The organism is Novosphingobium sp. UBA6272 (assembly GCF_002440635.1).
In the GTDB taxonomy this organism is placed as follows: domain Bacteria; phylum Pseudomonadota; class Alphaproteobacteria; order Sphingomonadales; family Sphingomonadaceae; genus Novosphingobium.
Map to the genome: position 1 here is coordinate 12,432 of NZ_DJUW01000030.1, position 13,013 is coordinate 25,444.

Genomic DNA, 13,013 nt, shown 5'->3' on the forward strand with positions numbered 1-13,013 from the left:
TCCGTCAAAGTTTGGGAAGGGTAACCCCGCGCTGGCCCATGTATTTGCCGCTGCGGTCGCCGTAGGAAACCTCGCACGGTTCGTTGCCCTTGAGGAACAGGAACTGGCAGGCGCCCTCGTTGGCGTAGATCTTGGCCGGCAGCGGGGTGGTGTTCGAAAACTCCAGCGTCACGTGGCCTTCCCATTCCGGCTCGAGCGGGGTGACGTTGACGATGATCCCGCAGCGGGCATAGGTGCTCTTGCCCAGGCAGATCACCAGCACGTCGCGCGGAATCCGGAAATATTCCACCGTGCGGGCCAGCGCGAACGAATTGGGCGGGATGATGCAGCAGTCGGTCTTCATGTCGACAAAGCTGTTGTCGGTGAAGTTCTTGGGATCGACCACCGCCGAGTGGACGTTGGTGAATACCTTGAACTCGTCCGCCACCCGCGCGTCATAACCATAGGACGACAGCCCGTAGGATATGCAGCCGTCGCGCTTCTGGTGCTCGACGAACGGCTCGATCATGCCCGAATGGCGGGCTTCGTTACGGATCCACTTGTCTGAAAGAATCGCCATGTGTTGCTGGTCCGCCGGTTCAGTTGCGCAGGCCGGGTTTGCCGTTCCCGTATGACTGGTACGTGATGTGGCAAAGCGTGAGACTTGTCTTCGAATTGACCGCGCTCAGCACCAACATGGCAAGGTTCTTCTTCTTGTCAGCAAACATGTCCGACTTCAGCTGCAAGGTGCCGAGGTCGGTAACCTTGCCGTCCACCGGCGTACCCAGCGGGCCGCGCACCTTGGCAAGGAAAGCCGGGCAGTTGGAATAGTCTTGCGGGATCATCTTGATCACGCTGAGCCCACCATTCTTGTCGAAGAAGAATTGCCATTCGACATCGAGCTCGTCCAGCTTTCCGCGCCGCTTGGCGCGCTGGTCCTGATCGAACACACGCTGCTTTTCGGTCCCTGCGAAGGGTTCGGTCCCCGGCCCGGCTTTGGCAATTACCGTTTCAACCGAATCGCCCCAACGGGTCTTCTCCCAATCGGCCTGAGCAGGCGCCGCCACGAGCATGGCGGCACTGGCGAACGCAAGTGCAATGGTCTTGTTCATTTCCTGAGCATGGCGCGCAGTGGCGCAGGCATCAAGGGTCAGTTGCCGTGATAGTCCTTGTACCAGCGCACAAAGTTGGGGACACCCACATCGATGCTGGTGGTCGGGGCATAACCCAGCTCGGTCTGGATCGCGTCGATATTGGCATAGGTCGCGGGGACGTCGCCGGGCTGGATCGGCTGGAAATCGATTACCGCCTTTTTTCCGCAGCTCTCTTCGAGCAGTTCGACTACCTTCATCAGGTGTTCGGACCTGTTGTTGCCGATGTTGTAGAGCGCGTGCGGCTTGGTGCTGCCACCGGCCTTGGCCGCGCCATCGTCAGCCGGCGGATTGTCGAGGCAGGCGACCACGCCCGAGACGATATCCTCGATATAGGTGAAGTCGCGGAACATCTCGCCGTTGTTGAACACCGGGATCGGCTGTCCGGCCAGGATCGCCTTGGTGAAGATCCACATCATCATGTCGGGGCGGCCCCACGGGCCATAAACGGTGAAGAAGCGCAGGCCAGTCAGCGGCACGCGGAACAGGTGGGCGTAGGTTTCGCTCATCAGTTCGTCGGCGCGCTTGGTCGCGGCATAGAGCGAGACCGGATGATCGACCCGGTCCTCGACCGAGAACGGCATCTGGGTGTTGCCGCCGTAGACCGAGCTGGAGCTGGCATAGACCATATGCTCAACCTTGCGGTGGCGGGCGATCTCCAGCAGGTTGACGTGGCCGGCCAGGTTGGCGCTGACATAGGCCTGCGGGTTTTCCAGGCTGTAGCGCACCCCGGCCTGAGCGCCGAGGTGGACGATCCGGTCGAATTCCGTGCCCTGGAGCGCTCCGTCGAGCGCGGCCATGTCGGCGAAGTCGAGTTGGTGGAACCGGAACCGTTCTCCGCCCGCTTCGGCGACGCGGGCGAGCCGGTCCTGCTTGAGGCTGACCTGATAATAGTCGTTCATGCTGTCGATCCCCACCACCGAATCGCCGCGGGCCAGCAGCCGTAGGGCCAGGGTGGAGCCGATAAAGCCGGCCACGCCGGTAATCAGAACGCGCATTGAAATCCTTTCGATCGGCTCTGCGAGCCCACGACACATGAACCACTTGCGTCACCCTGCGCATGCGCCGGGGTACCGCTTTCCGGACCCCTCGTTGAAGGAAGCCGGACCCCGGATCAAGTCCGGGGTGACGGCTTGGGGAGGCGATTTGTTGATTTCGCGCGGTTTTCGCTGCGGCGCCTTATGTCATGGTTAACCGAATGCCGTTATGGGGGCTGGCATGTCAGAGCCGCAAAAAATTCTCGTGGTCTTTGGGACCCGCCCCGAAGCGATCAAGCTGTTCCCGGTGGTCGCCGCGCTACAGGCCGATCCGCGCTTCACCCCGGTGGTCTGCGTTTCGGCGCAGCACCGTCAGATGCTCGACCAGGTGCTCGCAATCGCCGGGCTGGTCCCCGATCACGATCTTGACCTGATGAAGCCCGACCAGACGCTCGACGGGCTGACCGCTGCACTGCTGACCGGGCTTGGCCGGGTGATGGACCTCGAAAAGCCGGCACGAGTTATCGTCCAGGGTGATACCGCTACCGCGATGGCCGGGGCGCTCGCCGCCTACTACCGCCAGGTCCCGGTCGACCACGTCGAGGCCGGTTTGCGCAGCGGCAACATCTATCACCCCTGGCCCGAAGAGGTGAACCGCAAGATCATCGGCAGCATCGCCAGCCTGCACTTCGCCCCGACCGAAGTCAGCCAGGCCGCGCTGCTGGCCGAAAATGTCCCGGCGGACCGTGTCCACGTGACCGGCAACACCGTGATCGACGCGCTGCACTGGGTCTCGGCCCGGATCGAGGGAGATCCATCGCTGGCGGCAGGGCTCGACGAACTCAAGGCGCGCTTTGCGGGCAAGCGGATCATCGGCGTCACCAGCCACCGGCGCGAGAACTTCGGCGGCGGGATGGAGGGTATCGCCGAGGCAATCCGCCAGATCGCCGCGCGGCCTGACGTGGCGGTAATCTTTCCAGTCCACCTCAACCCCAATGTCCGCAAGGTGATGGGCGCGGCGCTCGATGGCCTCGACAACGTCGCGCTGATCGAACCGCTCGACTATCCGCATTTCGCCCACCTGCTGGCGATCAGCGAGATCATGCTGACCGACAGCGGCGGGGTTCAGGAAGAAGCGCCCGCGCTGGGCAAGCCGGTGCTGGTGATGCGCGAGACCACCGAACGGCCCGAAGGCGTCGCGGCCGGCACGGCCAAGCTGGTCGGCACCGAAACGGCGGTTATCGTTACCGAATTGTTCAAACTTCTCGACGATAAGGCGGCTTACGAAGCCATGGCGCGGGCTCACAATCCCTTTGGGGACGGGCAGACCGCGCGGCGGATTGTGGAGCTGCTCGGGAATGAAATCGGACGTTAAACCGGACGTTTGTGTCGTCGGTCTGGGTTATATCGGGCTGCCGACCGCCGCCGTTGTCGCGCGCGCGGGCTGCCGGGTTCACGGGGTCGACGTGACGCAAAGCGTGGTCGACACGATCAACCGCGGCGAAATCCATATCGAGGAAGTCGATCTTGACGGGCTGGTCCAGGGCGTTGTCGCGCGCGGGCTGCTGACCGCCTCGACCGAGGTCGCCCCCTGCGACGTCTTCATCATCGCGGTGCCGACCCCGTTCGACAAGAACCACGCGCCCGACATTTCCTATGTCCTCGCCGCAGGCGAAGCGGTGGCGAAGGTGCTCAAGCCCGGTGACTGCGTGATCCTTGAATCGACCAGCCCGGTTGGCACCACCGAAGCGCTGCGCGATCTGATCGCCAGCGCCCGGCCCGACCTGAAGTGCCCCGGCCTGACCAGCGAGACACCGGACATCGCTATCTCCTATTGTCCGGAACGCGTCCTGCCCGGCAAGATCCTTGAAGAGCTGACCAACAACGACCGCTCGATCGGCGGGATCACCCCGCGTTGTGCGCGCAAGGCGCTGGCGTTTTACAAGCTGTTCGTGCGCGGCGAATGCGTGGTTACGGATTCGCGTTCGGCGGAGATGACCAAGCTGGTCGAGAATGCCTACCGCGACGTCAACATCGCCTTTGCCAACGAACTCAGCATTGTCGCCGACAAGATGGGGCTCGACGTGTGGGAAGTGATCCGGCTGGCCAACCGCCACCCGCGCGTCAACATCCTGACCCCGGGTCCCGGTGTCGGCGGGCACTGCATCGCGGTCGATCCGTGGTTCATCGTTCACGGCGCGCCTGAAGAGACCCCGCTGATCCGCACCGCGCGCGGCGTCAACGACGGCAAGATCCATCACGTGATCGCCCGCGCCGAAGCGCTGATCGAGGCTCACCCCGGCCAGACGGTCGCCTGCCTCGGCCTGGCCTTCAAGGCTAACATCGACGACTTCCGCGAAAGCCCGGCCCGCGCCGTGGCCGCACGGCTCGCGCGCAAGTTCGGTGAGCGGATCAAGGTGGTTGAGCCTTATGCGGCGCAGCTCCCGCGCGAGTTCGAAGGCACCGCGGCCGAACTGATCGACATCGATACCGCGCTGGAGACTTGCGGCGTGCTGATCGTGCTGGTGGATCACGATGCCTTCAAGGCCGTGCCCTTGGCCGAACGCGCCGCCAAGGCGGTTTACGATACCCGCGGGATCTGGCTCGATCAGCCCAGGGCAGCGGCTCCGGCCAGCGCCGAGGCCTTGCGCCTGGCAAGCTGAATCGCGACGTGGAACGCTGGTTCCTCGGTGCCGGAATTGCGCTTTGCCTGTTCAGCCTGTGGGCGGTTGCCCGGCATGACTGGCAGCGCCTGATCCGGCCCGGGCGGCGGGTCCTCGCCCGGGTGACCGGGCACCGCGAAAGCTGGGAAAACGCGGCCAGGTCCTATGCCGCGATCTATTACTTCCAGGATGAGAACGGCACCCACGAGGTGGTCGATGCCGTTCACGCTTCAAACCCGTTTCCGCCGGTCGGTACGCAGGTCGAACTGACCTATCCTGAAGGCCGGCCCGATCTGGCCCGCCCGCCCCGGCCGCTGCTGTGGGCACTGGTCTATCTCCTGCTGCTGTTCCTGACCGGGATGCTGGCGGCCAAGGCACTCGGCTGGTTGCCTTAGGAAGGCGCGCGGGGCATGATGCGCCCCGACCGGGCCGCGAGGGGCGGCCCCATGGGGAGCAGCCAGCCATGTCCGAAACCGATCTCAGCGGTCCGCCGCCCTCGATGACGCCGTCGATGACCCCGCCAGAAGGCAATGTTCCGCCGCCGACTCCGCCGGGACCATCGGCCCCGCAGGGCGGGTTCGATTTCAATTACCCAACCATCGTCTCGCTGCTGTACCTCAGCTCGTTCGTGCTGGGGATCACCGCGATCGTTGGGGTGGTGCTGGCCTATGTCTGGAAAGGCGAGTCGCGTGAGGCGTGGGAGGCTTCGCATTACGAATACCTGATCAACACCTTCTGGATCGGGCTGGTCGGCTCGATCATCGGCTTCATCCTGATCTTCATCCTGATCGGCATCCCGATCCTGCTGGCGGTGATGGCGCTGATGGTGGTGCGTTCGGTCCTGTCGCTGATCCGCGCGCAAAAGCATGAGCCGATGCCCAACCCCGGGACCTGGCTGGCCTGAGGGAGGCACCGATGACCGCGCTGCGGCTTTACCTGATCCTGGCCTGGACCGCGCTGATCACCTTCACCGCGTTCGTGATCGGGCGCGACGGGCTGAACCTGCTGCCAGTGTTCTTCGGCGATATCGCTGCAGGGCACTGGCCGGGCCAGTTCAACGCCGATTTCATGTCGGTGCTGGCGCTCTCCGCGCTATGGACCGGCTGGCGCAACGGCTGGACCGCGCTCGGCTGGGGGCTGGCCGCAATGGCCTTCTTCTTCGGCGGGGCCTTCCTGATGGCCTACCTGCTGATCCTGCTGCACCTGGAAAAGGGCGACATGCGCCGGGTGCTACTGGGGGTCAGGGTCTAAGCGGGAGCGGCTGACGGTGCGGCCCGGTCAGAGCAGCTGCCAGCCAATCCACGCGCCCAGCCCCGCCACCTGCAGCACCAGCACGGCGAACAGGTTGCTGGAGAACGGCTGCTTGCGGGTCTTGTGCCGGAACAGCGCCCGCCCGGCATAGGCCCCGGCAGTGCCACCCAGCAGCGCGAGCAGCAGCAGGGTCGATTCCTGCACCCGCCAGCCGCCGCTTTCCGCGCGCGCCTTGTCGATCCCGAACGCGGCGAAGCAGACGAAACTGGCTGCCGCCAGCCAGCTGACGAGATTGGCGGGGGTCAGGAAGGCGAGAACCGCCGCCACTGCGACGACGCCATTCCAGACTGCCACCCCCAGCGCTGCCGCAGCAAGAAGGAGCAGCGTGATCAACCCTTCGAGAATTGTCCCGTCAGGGCCGCGCGGACGCTGGCGGCGCTGGACGCGGCCAGGCGGCTCCGCCCTCCGCGGCCGTGATCGGTTCGGGTGCTGCGGCGATTTCATCCGGGCGCGTGATCCACGGGAAGGTAAGTCGCGCCTAGAGCCCCTGGGTGATGAACACCCGGTAATCGGCCCCCTGGAACCGCACCCGCCGCGCTTCCTGATAGGCGTCGGAGTGATACCAGGCGCGGGCCGCGTCCATGTCGGGGAATTCGATGGGAATTATATACTTGACTACCTAAACGGGATAGGGTAGTTATCTTCTTATCGAGAGGATAAGCCTCTGCGAAAACAGGAGAAACAAAATGGCAAACTTGACCAAAAGCAAGCTGGAACGCTTCATCAAAATCCGCAACAAGGGCGGCTTTTCGAGTAACCTCCAATTCAGCATCGATGCTACCGAAGCGGGTTTTGACGTTGGCGATCTTGGCGACCCGACCAAGCTGGAAGAGGGCGGTTATGCGTGGAACACCGCGCATGGTAAATTGATCGAGCAGCCCAACGGGCAAATGCAACTGGCCGAGGCGGTCTGAGCCGTGAGCAAGTCCAGCATCAGCACCTTTGAGCTGTTCCAGCGGTTCCCCGATCAGGAAAGCGCCCGTCTCTATTTCGAGGCGGCGCGCTGGCCCGACGGGGCCGTCTGCCCCGCTTGTGGCGAAGCCAAGCGTATCGGCACCCGCAAGGACGGCTTCTACCGCTGCAACGCCTGCCTGTCCGATTTCACCATCCGCACCGGCACCATTTTCGAGCGGTCCAAGGTGCCGCTGCACAAGTGGATTTACGCGATGTATCTGCTTGTCACGAGCCGCAAGGGTATCAGTAGCCTGCAACTGCACTCGCAGATCGGCGTCACGCAAAAGACAGCATGGTTCATGTTGCAACGGCTGCGCGAAGCCTGCGGCAACGATCCTACCGAACTGGCCGGAATTGTCGAAATTGATGAGGTCTATATTGGCGGAAAGGAGGCGTCGAAGCACGAACATAAGCGCCTTGGTCTTGGACGGGGTAGCGTCGGCAAGACCCCGGTTATCGCTGGCAGGGAGCGTGAAACTGGCCGCGTCAAAGCAGAGGTCAAGCCATCGATCAGCGGGCGTAACGCGGTCGGCTTCGCGCACCGGCACGTTCAAGTCGGCTCGACGATCCACACCGACGAAAGCGCGATCTACAACCGGGTTGGCGGACTGCTCTACAAACACGAAACCGTCAACCACGGCGCTGGCGAGTATGTCCGGGGCGACGTAACCACCAACGGCATCGAGAGCGTGTTTGCCGTTCTCAAGCGCGGCCTGCATGGCGTCTATCACCATGCCAGCCCAAAGCATCTGCACCGTTATGTCGGTGAGTTTGCGTTCCGACTTGGGGATGGCGATGTCAGCCGCCACACAATGGAACGCCTCGCCAGCCTGTTCGCTGCGGCCATAGGCCAGCGCCTGACTTACAAGGATTTGATCGCATGACGACGTGCAAAGGCTGCGGGAAACCCATTGTTCCCGGCCAGTTTCGGCGCGGGGACGACCATCATGTGGAGTGTCATCCTCTTTACGGTGTAGAGCGGAAACCTGTCCTAAAGCGCCAAAAGCGGACCCCACGGAGCGAGCAAGATATAAAGGCTCCAGATGGTTACACGCTCGGCGGACTGCGCTTAGTGCGTTCCAATGGCACAGTGTTGTTCGGGCGGCAGTATTGGCCCGTCCAGAAAGATTGGATTGGTCAACGCATTTGGGTGCATGTTGCTGACTGTTATGGCAGTGAATTGGAGGTCGCCCCTCCAGGGCAGCATATTTACGCCGCCCGCCTCGCGCGCACCCACTTGATAGTCTCGGAAACGGTTGGCGATGCTCGCCATTGTTACCGGCGTCCTGAAAACAGGGCGTGGGCTGAAAGGAACTCCAAATGACCGACACCATCAAATCAATCCTCGACGGGATAACCGCCCGCGTTCTCTCCTACCGCCCCAAGGACAAGGGGTTGGCCGCGAAGAAAACCGAGCGCCGTTTGAAGCGCCAAGCAAAGAAGGAGGCTCACGATGATCGGGAGTCATCTATATAATTCCCAATTCGATGATCACGCAGCCCCCCGCCTCGGGCCCCTCCAGTGTTTCGATCGGGCCGTAATAGGCCAGCGGCCTGGCGGTGTGCCCGCCCAGCGACGGACCGGCCTTGGCGGCATAGTCAGCCATGGCGGCAGCATCGTGCTCGCGTTCCTTGATGAAGACGATGTAGGCGCTCACGGACAATTCCCCCACTGGTTTGAGGCGATCATGCGGAGGAGCGCGGCGCGGCGCAAGGGGCTTGGCATGCGTCTACAGCGGACAGGCCAAAGGCCCGGCCAGCTGGGCGCTGCCGGGGGCGGACGAGGGGGACGAATGACCGGCGCGGGGTTGCCGCATTTTGTGCCCGGACTCGACGACGCTTGGGTTGGGATATTGGGTACGCGTCGAGATTTGTTGCCACCGGCCGTAGTCCCGATTCCAGCATGACACGACGGATCGGAATCGCACGTTGGTAGCTGCCTTGCGAACGTTCGGCTGGTTGCCGGGACGCCCGCGCCAGTCATCTCCCGCACCCTCGCGCCGGGTGGCGCAAGCCGCGGGACGGTCCATCCGCTGCGCTGGCCAGCCACATCGGACGGCCGGGGAGATATGCTGATCTGGGGTCTGTAGGAAAGTTGTTTTTTGGGAGGCGTTCCAGCTGGCATGCTGCGCTGGACAGGAATTCGGGCGGGCCTAGACTGATCCCATGCCGCAGCCCGCGCTCCGCCTGGTCCTGACCCTTGCCCTGGCCTATTTCGCCGGTGTTTTCGCGCTGGCCTTTGTGGTCGGCATCGGGCGGACGCTGTGGCTGGCCCCGCGGGTCGGAGCGGTGGCGGCGGTGCTGGCCGAGCTGCCGGTGATCCTGGCGGCGAGCTGGCTGTGGTCCCGCCACCTGCTCCGCCGCCACCCCCTGCCACGCCGCACCCAGGCACTGGCGATGGGCGCCGCCGCCTTCGCGCTGCTGATGGCGGCAGAACTGGGGCTGGCCCTGTTGCTGGGGCAAAGCGCCGGGCAATGGTTGGGTAGTCTGGCTACTCCGGCCGGCGCGCTGGGACTGGCCGGACAGCTGGGCTTTGCGGGTATGCCGTGGGTGGTTTGGGTGGAGGTGCGGGGGAAGGTGGGGTGAGTGGGGGATTTTGATTCACACGAAGGCACGAAGATGGTGTTCCTGTTCCCGGCGTAGCGCTTCTCGGTGGAGCGGGTCGTGATCGAAAGGGTTCAGCGCGTCAAGGCGAAGGCGCTTTGCGTCTTCGTGCGAACCATTTTGAAGCGGTATGCGGCAAGGCAAGGATGGGGATCTAGCTTTGCTGCCGCCGGAATTCCTCCATGCGGGACTTGCAGTTTTGTGCCCCTTCCCGATTATCGATTGCAACTTAGTACCTGAGGTTTCCGTCTCACTGGTCCGTCTAGTTTGGCTTGAAGCTCACTTACGATTTCGGAAGGCTCGGGAGGCTTTCCTTCACGCAGTGAATTTTGCACTTCATCCCATTCCGAATAGAAAATATTTGGTTCAGCAAGCCCGTAGCCTATCCCGTCAGTTGAAATGGGATATGTCAGCCAAGTTAGTTCGCTATTGCTTGGCGTAGTAGCTGGGAAACTTGGCAGAGAGGCAAAAAACTCAGCGTCGACAACAACGAAAAATTTTTTGCCCCACCTGCGGAAGACAGGAATTTTCAGTTGGAGCTGGGGGATGAGGCGTTTTTGAGCGCAAGATCGAAAGTCCGGACGTCTGCGCGTGTCTATTCCATCAAGAGATCGAGTTTCGATGAAATGCTGAAAGACTTTTCTCAAACTGCCGCCAGAAAAGTACGCAGCCTGAATTTCCACAGCCGCGAAGTCTGTGACCTTCTGATCTTCGATCTGACCAAGAAGGAAATCAACTTTTCCTATCTTGCGAGGCCGTCCGCCGACTTTGATTGGCGGAATCTCCAATATCCGGATCTCAGGAAAGACACCAAATGTTGAGTTATCACCAAATGCGATTTTAGCGGCATCAACGAATATACGCTTGTGCTCCAGAAAGCGCACTGGACACAATGACGCCGCACTCGCTCCGTCGGAAAGCGAGCAAACCCCCAACGGATCGGTAATGCTTGATTTTGTGCATGGTAAATCACGAAAGCGGCAATACTTCGTAGTTCGAGCAAGCCATGCCTCCTCGGTATGGTCAGCTACGTCGTATCCGAAGACTTCAGCGACTTTCATTAGGCTGCGATCGATATGCCAACCTGTTCCGTTGCGCGAATCTTTTCTGCTATTGCTCTGGCCAATAGCGGTGGCACCGCATTTCCGACCTGTACGAATTGCTCAGTCATGCTGCCAAAAAAGACGAAATCATCTGGGAAGGATTGCAGTCTAGCTGCTTCCCGCACTGTGAAGGCGCGGTTCTGAATTGGATGAACGTATGCGCCCCAATGAATATCACATTTCGTAAGAATAGTGCAGGCGAGATCGGTAAGCCGAGGACGTCCATAACGTTTCGTATGATCGCTGCGCTTGGCCTTTTTCATTCCGGCTGGCAAAAGTTCGAACGGTACGTCTCGCCAAGAACCGCCCTGTGGAATGTGGCGAACGCGTTCAAGGTTGATCTTGCCAAGTCGCGGCCCATAATGATTCATCGCCAAATGCGAAGTTCGACGCATTGCGGCCTGGAACTCGTTCTGCACTTCGCACTCGTACGCAGCTCCGCCCTCGAACTCCCATTGGGAATTGACAGGCGGGAGATCACCAATCGCATCCCAAACGGTCACAAATGGTCTCACCTTCCCGTCATGACTGATGGGTGGAAATTCGACTGAAGCTCCCCGTCTGTTGGCGATAAAGACAATCCGCCTACGCTCCTGAGGTACGCCGAATTCTTCTGCCTTTAGAACCTTAAAGGCCACGTTATCATATCCCGAGGCTTTGATCTCGGCGACAATTGACTCGATGAGTCGACCTCCGCTTATTGACGCAAGTCCCGTCACATTTTCCATCACTAGCCACTTAGGCTGGAGCCCTCTCACCAAGCGAAGGTATTCGCGGAACAGGCCAGCGCGAGGGTCTTGTTCGCCTCTGCCATGATTATAGACACTGTAGCCTTGGCATGGAGGCCCTCCGACTAAAACATCCAGCTGGCCGGGTTCCAAATGTGTCGCTTGAAGGATCTCTTCGACCTGCAGCGCTTGAATAGGCTTCGCAACAAACTTGGCGTGGGGGTGCGAGGCCATAAAGGTTTTGCCAAAAGTTGGATCTATATCGGTGCCAAATAGGACATTATATCCAGCTTGCATGAAGCCATGGCTTAGGCCGCCAGCGCCGCAGAAGAGATCTACTACCGTCGGGGGGGTGCGCACCAAATGTTCCTCCAATGTTCTATTTAGCGCGCGATTGTTCTGTGGTCAATCGGTACAGGCGTTGTTTGATCCAAACCGGATTCACTCCGCCGCGTTCACCCCAAACAACCCAGGCTCGCTCGCCTCATCGGCCCCGGCGTCGTTTGCGCCCGAGACTTCGCCCTTGGCCTTCTGCCTTGCGTCGAAGCTGGACCAGACGTCGTTCCAGTTGCCCCGGGTTGCGGCCTTTGAGTATTCGGTCGCGCGGGTTTCGAAGAAGTTGGCGTGTTCCACCCCGTTGAGCAGCGGGGCGAGCCAGGGGAGGGGGTGGTCCTCGATCATGTAGATCGCGGGCAGGCCCAGCTGGCTCAGCCGCCAGTCGGCGATGTAGCGGATATAGCGCTTGATCTCCTTGGGGCTCATCCCCGGGACCGGGCCCATTTCGAAGGCAAGGTCGATGAAGTTGTCTTCCAGCCGCACGGTCTTCTGGCAGCAATCGATGATGTCTTCCTTGACCGCCTTGGTCAGGCACTGCCGCTCGGCGCAGAATGCGTGGAACAGGCGGATGATGCCTTCGCAGTGCAGGCTTTCGTCGCGGACCGACCATGAGACGATCTGGCCCATGCCCTTCATCTTGTTGAAGCGCGGGAAGTTCATCAGCATGGCGAAGCTGGCGAACAGCTGCATGCCTTCGGTGAAGCCGCCGAACATCGCGAGGGTGCGGGCGATATCCTCGTCATTGTCGACCCCGAAGGTGTGCATGTAATTACACTTGTCGGCCATCTCGGTATATTCGAGGAAGGCGCTGTATTCGCTTTCGGGCATGCCGATCGTGTCAAGCAGGTGGCTGTAGGCGGCGATGTGGACCGTTTCCATGTTGCTGAACGCGGCCAGCATCATCTTCACCTCGGTCGGCTTGAAAACCCGCCCGTAATGCTCGTGATAGCAGTTCTGCACCTCGACATCGGCCTGGGTGAAGAAGCGGAAAATCTGGGTGAGCAGGTTCTTTTCATGCTCGGACAGCTTTTGCGCCCAGTCACGGCAATCCTCGCCCAGCGGCACTTCCTCCGGCATCCAGTGGACCTGCTGCTGGCGCTTCCAGAACTCGTAGGCCCAGGGATATTCGAACGGCTTGTAGCTCTTGCGGGCTTCGAGAAGGGACATCTTACGACTCCGGATGAAAACAGCGGGAATGGATAGCGCAA

Annotated in this window: 18 protein-coding genes; 9 read left to right on the plus strand and 9 right to left on the minus strand. The window is 61.3% G+C overall.

The window, feature by feature from the left end; translation table 11 throughout:
* Positions 1 to 4: 4 nt before the first annotated feature.
* The 3 genes from dcd to B2V17_RS14285 are packed head-to-tail and all read right to left on the minus strand — an operon-like array spanning position 5 to position 2,128.
* Complete coding sequence (gene dcd, locus B2V17_RS14275; RefSeq protein WP_292998813.1) at positions 5 to 559, minus strand: dCTP deaminase; 555 nt, start codon at positions 557 to 559, stop codon at positions 5 to 7.
* 19 nt (positions 560 to 578) lie between these two features.
* Positions 579 to 1,091: a hypothetical protein gene (locus B2V17_RS14280; protein WP_292998815.1), complete on the minus strand. Its 513-nt coding sequence runs from the start codon at positions 1,089 to 1,091 to the stop codon at positions 579 to 581.
* Between the two features lie 38 nt (positions 1,092 to 1,129).
* On the minus strand, positions 1,130 to 2,128 hold the full coding sequence (locus B2V17_RS14285; protein WP_292998817.1) for a GDP-mannose 4,6-dehydratase: 999 nt from the start codon (positions 2,126 to 2,128) through the stop codon (positions 1,130 to 1,132).
* Positions 2,129 to 2,348: 220 nt separating this feature from the next.
* Between B2V17_RS14285 and wecB the strand changes: the two genes are divergently transcribed.
* The 5 genes from wecB (at position 2,349) to B2V17_RS14310 (ending at position 6,021) form a co-directional block, all read left to right on the plus strand.
* A complete protein-coding gene (wecB, locus tag B2V17_RS14290) occupies positions 2,349 to 3,482 on the plus strand; it encodes a non-hydrolyzing UDP-N-acetylglucosamine 2-epimerase (protein ID WP_292998819.1) in 1,134 nt (377 codons plus the stop codon).
* Complete coding sequence (gene wecC, locus B2V17_RS14295) at positions 3,466 to 4,770, plus strand: UDP-N-acetyl-D-mannosamine dehydrogenase (protein WP_292998821.1); 1,305 nt, start codon at positions 3,466 to 3,468, stop codon at positions 4,768 to 4,770. The genes wecB and wecC overlap by 17 nt, the downstream gene beginning before the upstream one ends.
* 8 nt (positions 4,771 to 4,778) lie before the next feature.
* Positions 4,779 to 5,165 carry a DUF3592 domain-containing protein gene (locus B2V17_RS14300; protein ID WP_292998823.1) on the plus strand — a complete coding sequence of 129 codons (387 nt, stop codon included), beginning with the start codon at positions 4,779 to 4,781 and terminating at the stop codon, positions 5,163 to 5,165.
* Between the two features lie 68 nt (positions 5,166 to 5,233).
* Positions 5,234 to 5,674 carry a DUF4870 family protein gene (locus tag B2V17_RS14305; protein WP_292998825.1) on the plus strand — a complete coding sequence of 147 codons (441 nt, stop codon included), beginning with the start codon at positions 5,234 to 5,236 and terminating at the stop codon, positions 5,672 to 5,674.
* An 11-nt stretch (positions 5,675 to 5,685) separates the two neighbouring features.
* Positions 5,686 to 6,021, plus strand: coding sequence for a hypothetical protein (locus B2V17_RS14310; RefSeq protein WP_292998827.1), 336 nt, complete (start codon positions 5,686 to 5,688; stop codon positions 6,019 to 6,021).
* A 27-nt stretch (positions 6,022 to 6,048) separates the two neighbouring features.
* Here B2V17_RS14310 and B2V17_RS14315 read toward each other — a convergent pair whose 3' ends face one another.
* Entirely contained in the window at positions 6,049 to 6,414 is a 366-nt protein-coding gene (locus B2V17_RS14315) for a DUF1294 domain-containing protein (RefSeq protein ID WP_324475806.1), read from the minus strand.
* A 145-nt stretch (positions 6,415 to 6,559) separates the two neighbouring features.
* Complete coding sequence (locus B2V17_RS14320) at positions 6,560 to 6,688, minus strand: DUF1330 domain-containing protein (RefSeq protein ID WP_324475840.1); 129 nt, start codon at positions 6,686 to 6,688, stop codon at positions 6,560 to 6,562.
* Between the two features lie 79 nt (positions 6,689 to 6,767).
* On the opposite strand from B2V17_RS14320, the gene B2V17_RS14325 reads away from it, so the two are divergent.
* The 3 genes from B2V17_RS14325 to B2V17_RS14335 all read left to right on the plus strand — a co-directional run bounded on the left by B2V17_RS14325 (position 6,768) and on the right by B2V17_RS14335 (position 8,511).
* Positions 6,768 to 6,995 carry a hypothetical protein gene (locus tag B2V17_RS14325; RefSeq protein WP_292998829.1) on the plus strand — a complete coding sequence of 76 codons (228 nt, stop codon included), beginning with the start codon at positions 6,768 to 6,770 and terminating at the stop codon, positions 6,993 to 6,995.
* 3 nt (positions 6,996 to 6,998) lie between these two features.
* The gene (locus B2V17_RS14330; protein WP_292998831.1) at positions 6,999 to 7,919 is read left to right on the plus strand and encodes an IS1595 family transposase; all 921 of its coding nucleotides are present in this window, start codon (positions 6,999 to 7,001) and stop codon (positions 7,917 to 7,919) included.
* Between the two features lie 436 nt (positions 7,920 to 8,355).
* Positions 8,356 to 8,511, plus strand: coding sequence for a hypothetical protein (locus B2V17_RS14335; RefSeq protein ID WP_292998833.1), 156 nt, complete (start codon positions 8,356 to 8,358; stop codon positions 8,509 to 8,511).
* On the opposite strand, the gene B2V17_RS14340 is transcribed toward B2V17_RS14335, so the two are convergent.
* A complete protein-coding gene (locus tag B2V17_RS14340; protein ID WP_292998835.1) occupies positions 8,504 to 8,692 on the minus strand; it encodes a DUF1330 domain-containing protein in 189 nt (62 codons plus the stop codon). The genes B2V17_RS14335 and B2V17_RS14340 overlap by 8 nt on opposite strands.
* A 508-nt stretch (positions 8,693 to 9,200) precedes the next feature.
* Here B2V17_RS14340 and B2V17_RS14345 point away from each other — a divergent pair.
* Positions 9,201 to 9,620, plus strand: coding sequence for a hypothetical protein (locus B2V17_RS14345; RefSeq protein ID WP_292998837.1), 420 nt, complete (start codon positions 9,201 to 9,203; stop codon positions 9,618 to 9,620).
* Between the two features lie 233 nt (positions 9,621 to 9,853).
* On the opposite strand, the gene B2V17_RS14350 is transcribed toward B2V17_RS14345, so the two are convergent.
* The 3 genes from B2V17_RS14350 to B2V17_RS14360 form a co-directional block, all read right to left on the minus strand.
* Positions 9,854 to 10,699 carry a NotI family restriction endonuclease gene (locus B2V17_RS14350; RefSeq protein WP_292998839.1) on the minus strand — a complete coding sequence of 282 codons (846 nt, stop codon included), beginning with the start codon at positions 10,697 to 10,699 and terminating at the stop codon, positions 9,854 to 9,856.
* A complete protein-coding gene (locus B2V17_RS14355) occupies positions 10,699 to 11,829 on the minus strand; it encodes a DNA cytosine methyltransferase (RefSeq protein WP_292998841.1) in 1,131 nt (376 codons plus the stop codon). The genes B2V17_RS14350 and B2V17_RS14355 overlap by 1 nt, the downstream gene beginning before the upstream one ends.
* Before the next feature lie 81 nt (positions 11,830 to 11,910).
* On the minus strand, positions 11,911 to 12,972 hold the full coding sequence (locus B2V17_RS14360; protein WP_292998843.1) for a ribonucleotide-diphosphate reductase subunit beta: 1,062 nt from the start codon (positions 12,970 to 12,972) through the stop codon (positions 11,911 to 11,913).
* Positions 12,973 to 13,013: the final 41 nt, after the last annotated feature.

Excerpts from the sequence above, each read along its gene's own strand:
- dcd (WP_292998813.1), bottom strand. The coding sequence starts at position 559 with ATGGCGATTCTTTCAGACAAGTGGATCCGTAACGAAGCCCGCCATTCG.
- B2V17_RS14280 (WP_292998815.1), bottom strand. The coding sequence starts at position 1,091 with ATGAACAAGACCATTGCACTTGCGTTCGCCAGTGCCGCCATGCTCGTG.
- B2V17_RS14285 (WP_292998817.1), bottom strand. The coding sequence starts at position 2,128 with ATGCGCGTTCTGATTACCGGCGTGGCCGGCTTTATCGGCTCCACCCTG.
- wecB (WP_292998819.1), top strand. The coding sequence starts at position 2,349 with ATGTCAGAGCCGCAAAAAATTCTCGTGGTCTTTGGGACCCGCCCCGAA.
- wecC (WP_292998821.1), top strand. The coding sequence starts at position 3,466 with ATGAAATCGGACGTTAAACCGGACGTTTGTGTCGTCGGTCTGGGTTAT.
- B2V17_RS14305 (WP_292998825.1), top strand. The coding sequence starts at position 5,234 with ATGTCCGAAACCGATCTCAGCGGTCCGCCGCCCTCGATGACGCCGTCG.
- B2V17_RS14310 (WP_292998827.1), top strand. The coding sequence starts at position 5,686 with ATGACCGCGCTGCGGCTTTACCTGATCCTGGCCTGGACCGCGCTGATC.
- B2V17_RS14325 (WP_292998829.1), top strand. The coding sequence starts at position 6,768 with ATGGCAAACTTGACCAAAAGCAAGCTGGAACGCTTCATCAAAATCCGC.
- B2V17_RS14335 (WP_292998833.1), top strand. The coding sequence starts at position 8,356 with ATGACCGACACCATCAAATCAATCCTCGACGGGATAACCGCCCGCGTT.
- B2V17_RS14345 (WP_292998837.1), top strand. The coding sequence starts at position 9,201 with ATGCCGCAGCCCGCGCTCCGCCTGGTCCTGACCCTTGCCCTGGCCTAT.
- B2V17_RS14350 (WP_292998839.1), bottom strand. The coding sequence starts at position 10,699 with ATGAAAGTCGCTGAAGTCTTCGGATACGACGTAGCTGACCATACCGAG.
- B2V17_RS14360 (WP_292998843.1), bottom strand. The coding sequence starts at position 12,972 with ATGTCCCTTCTCGAAGCCCGCAAGAGCTACAAGCCGTTCGAATATCCC.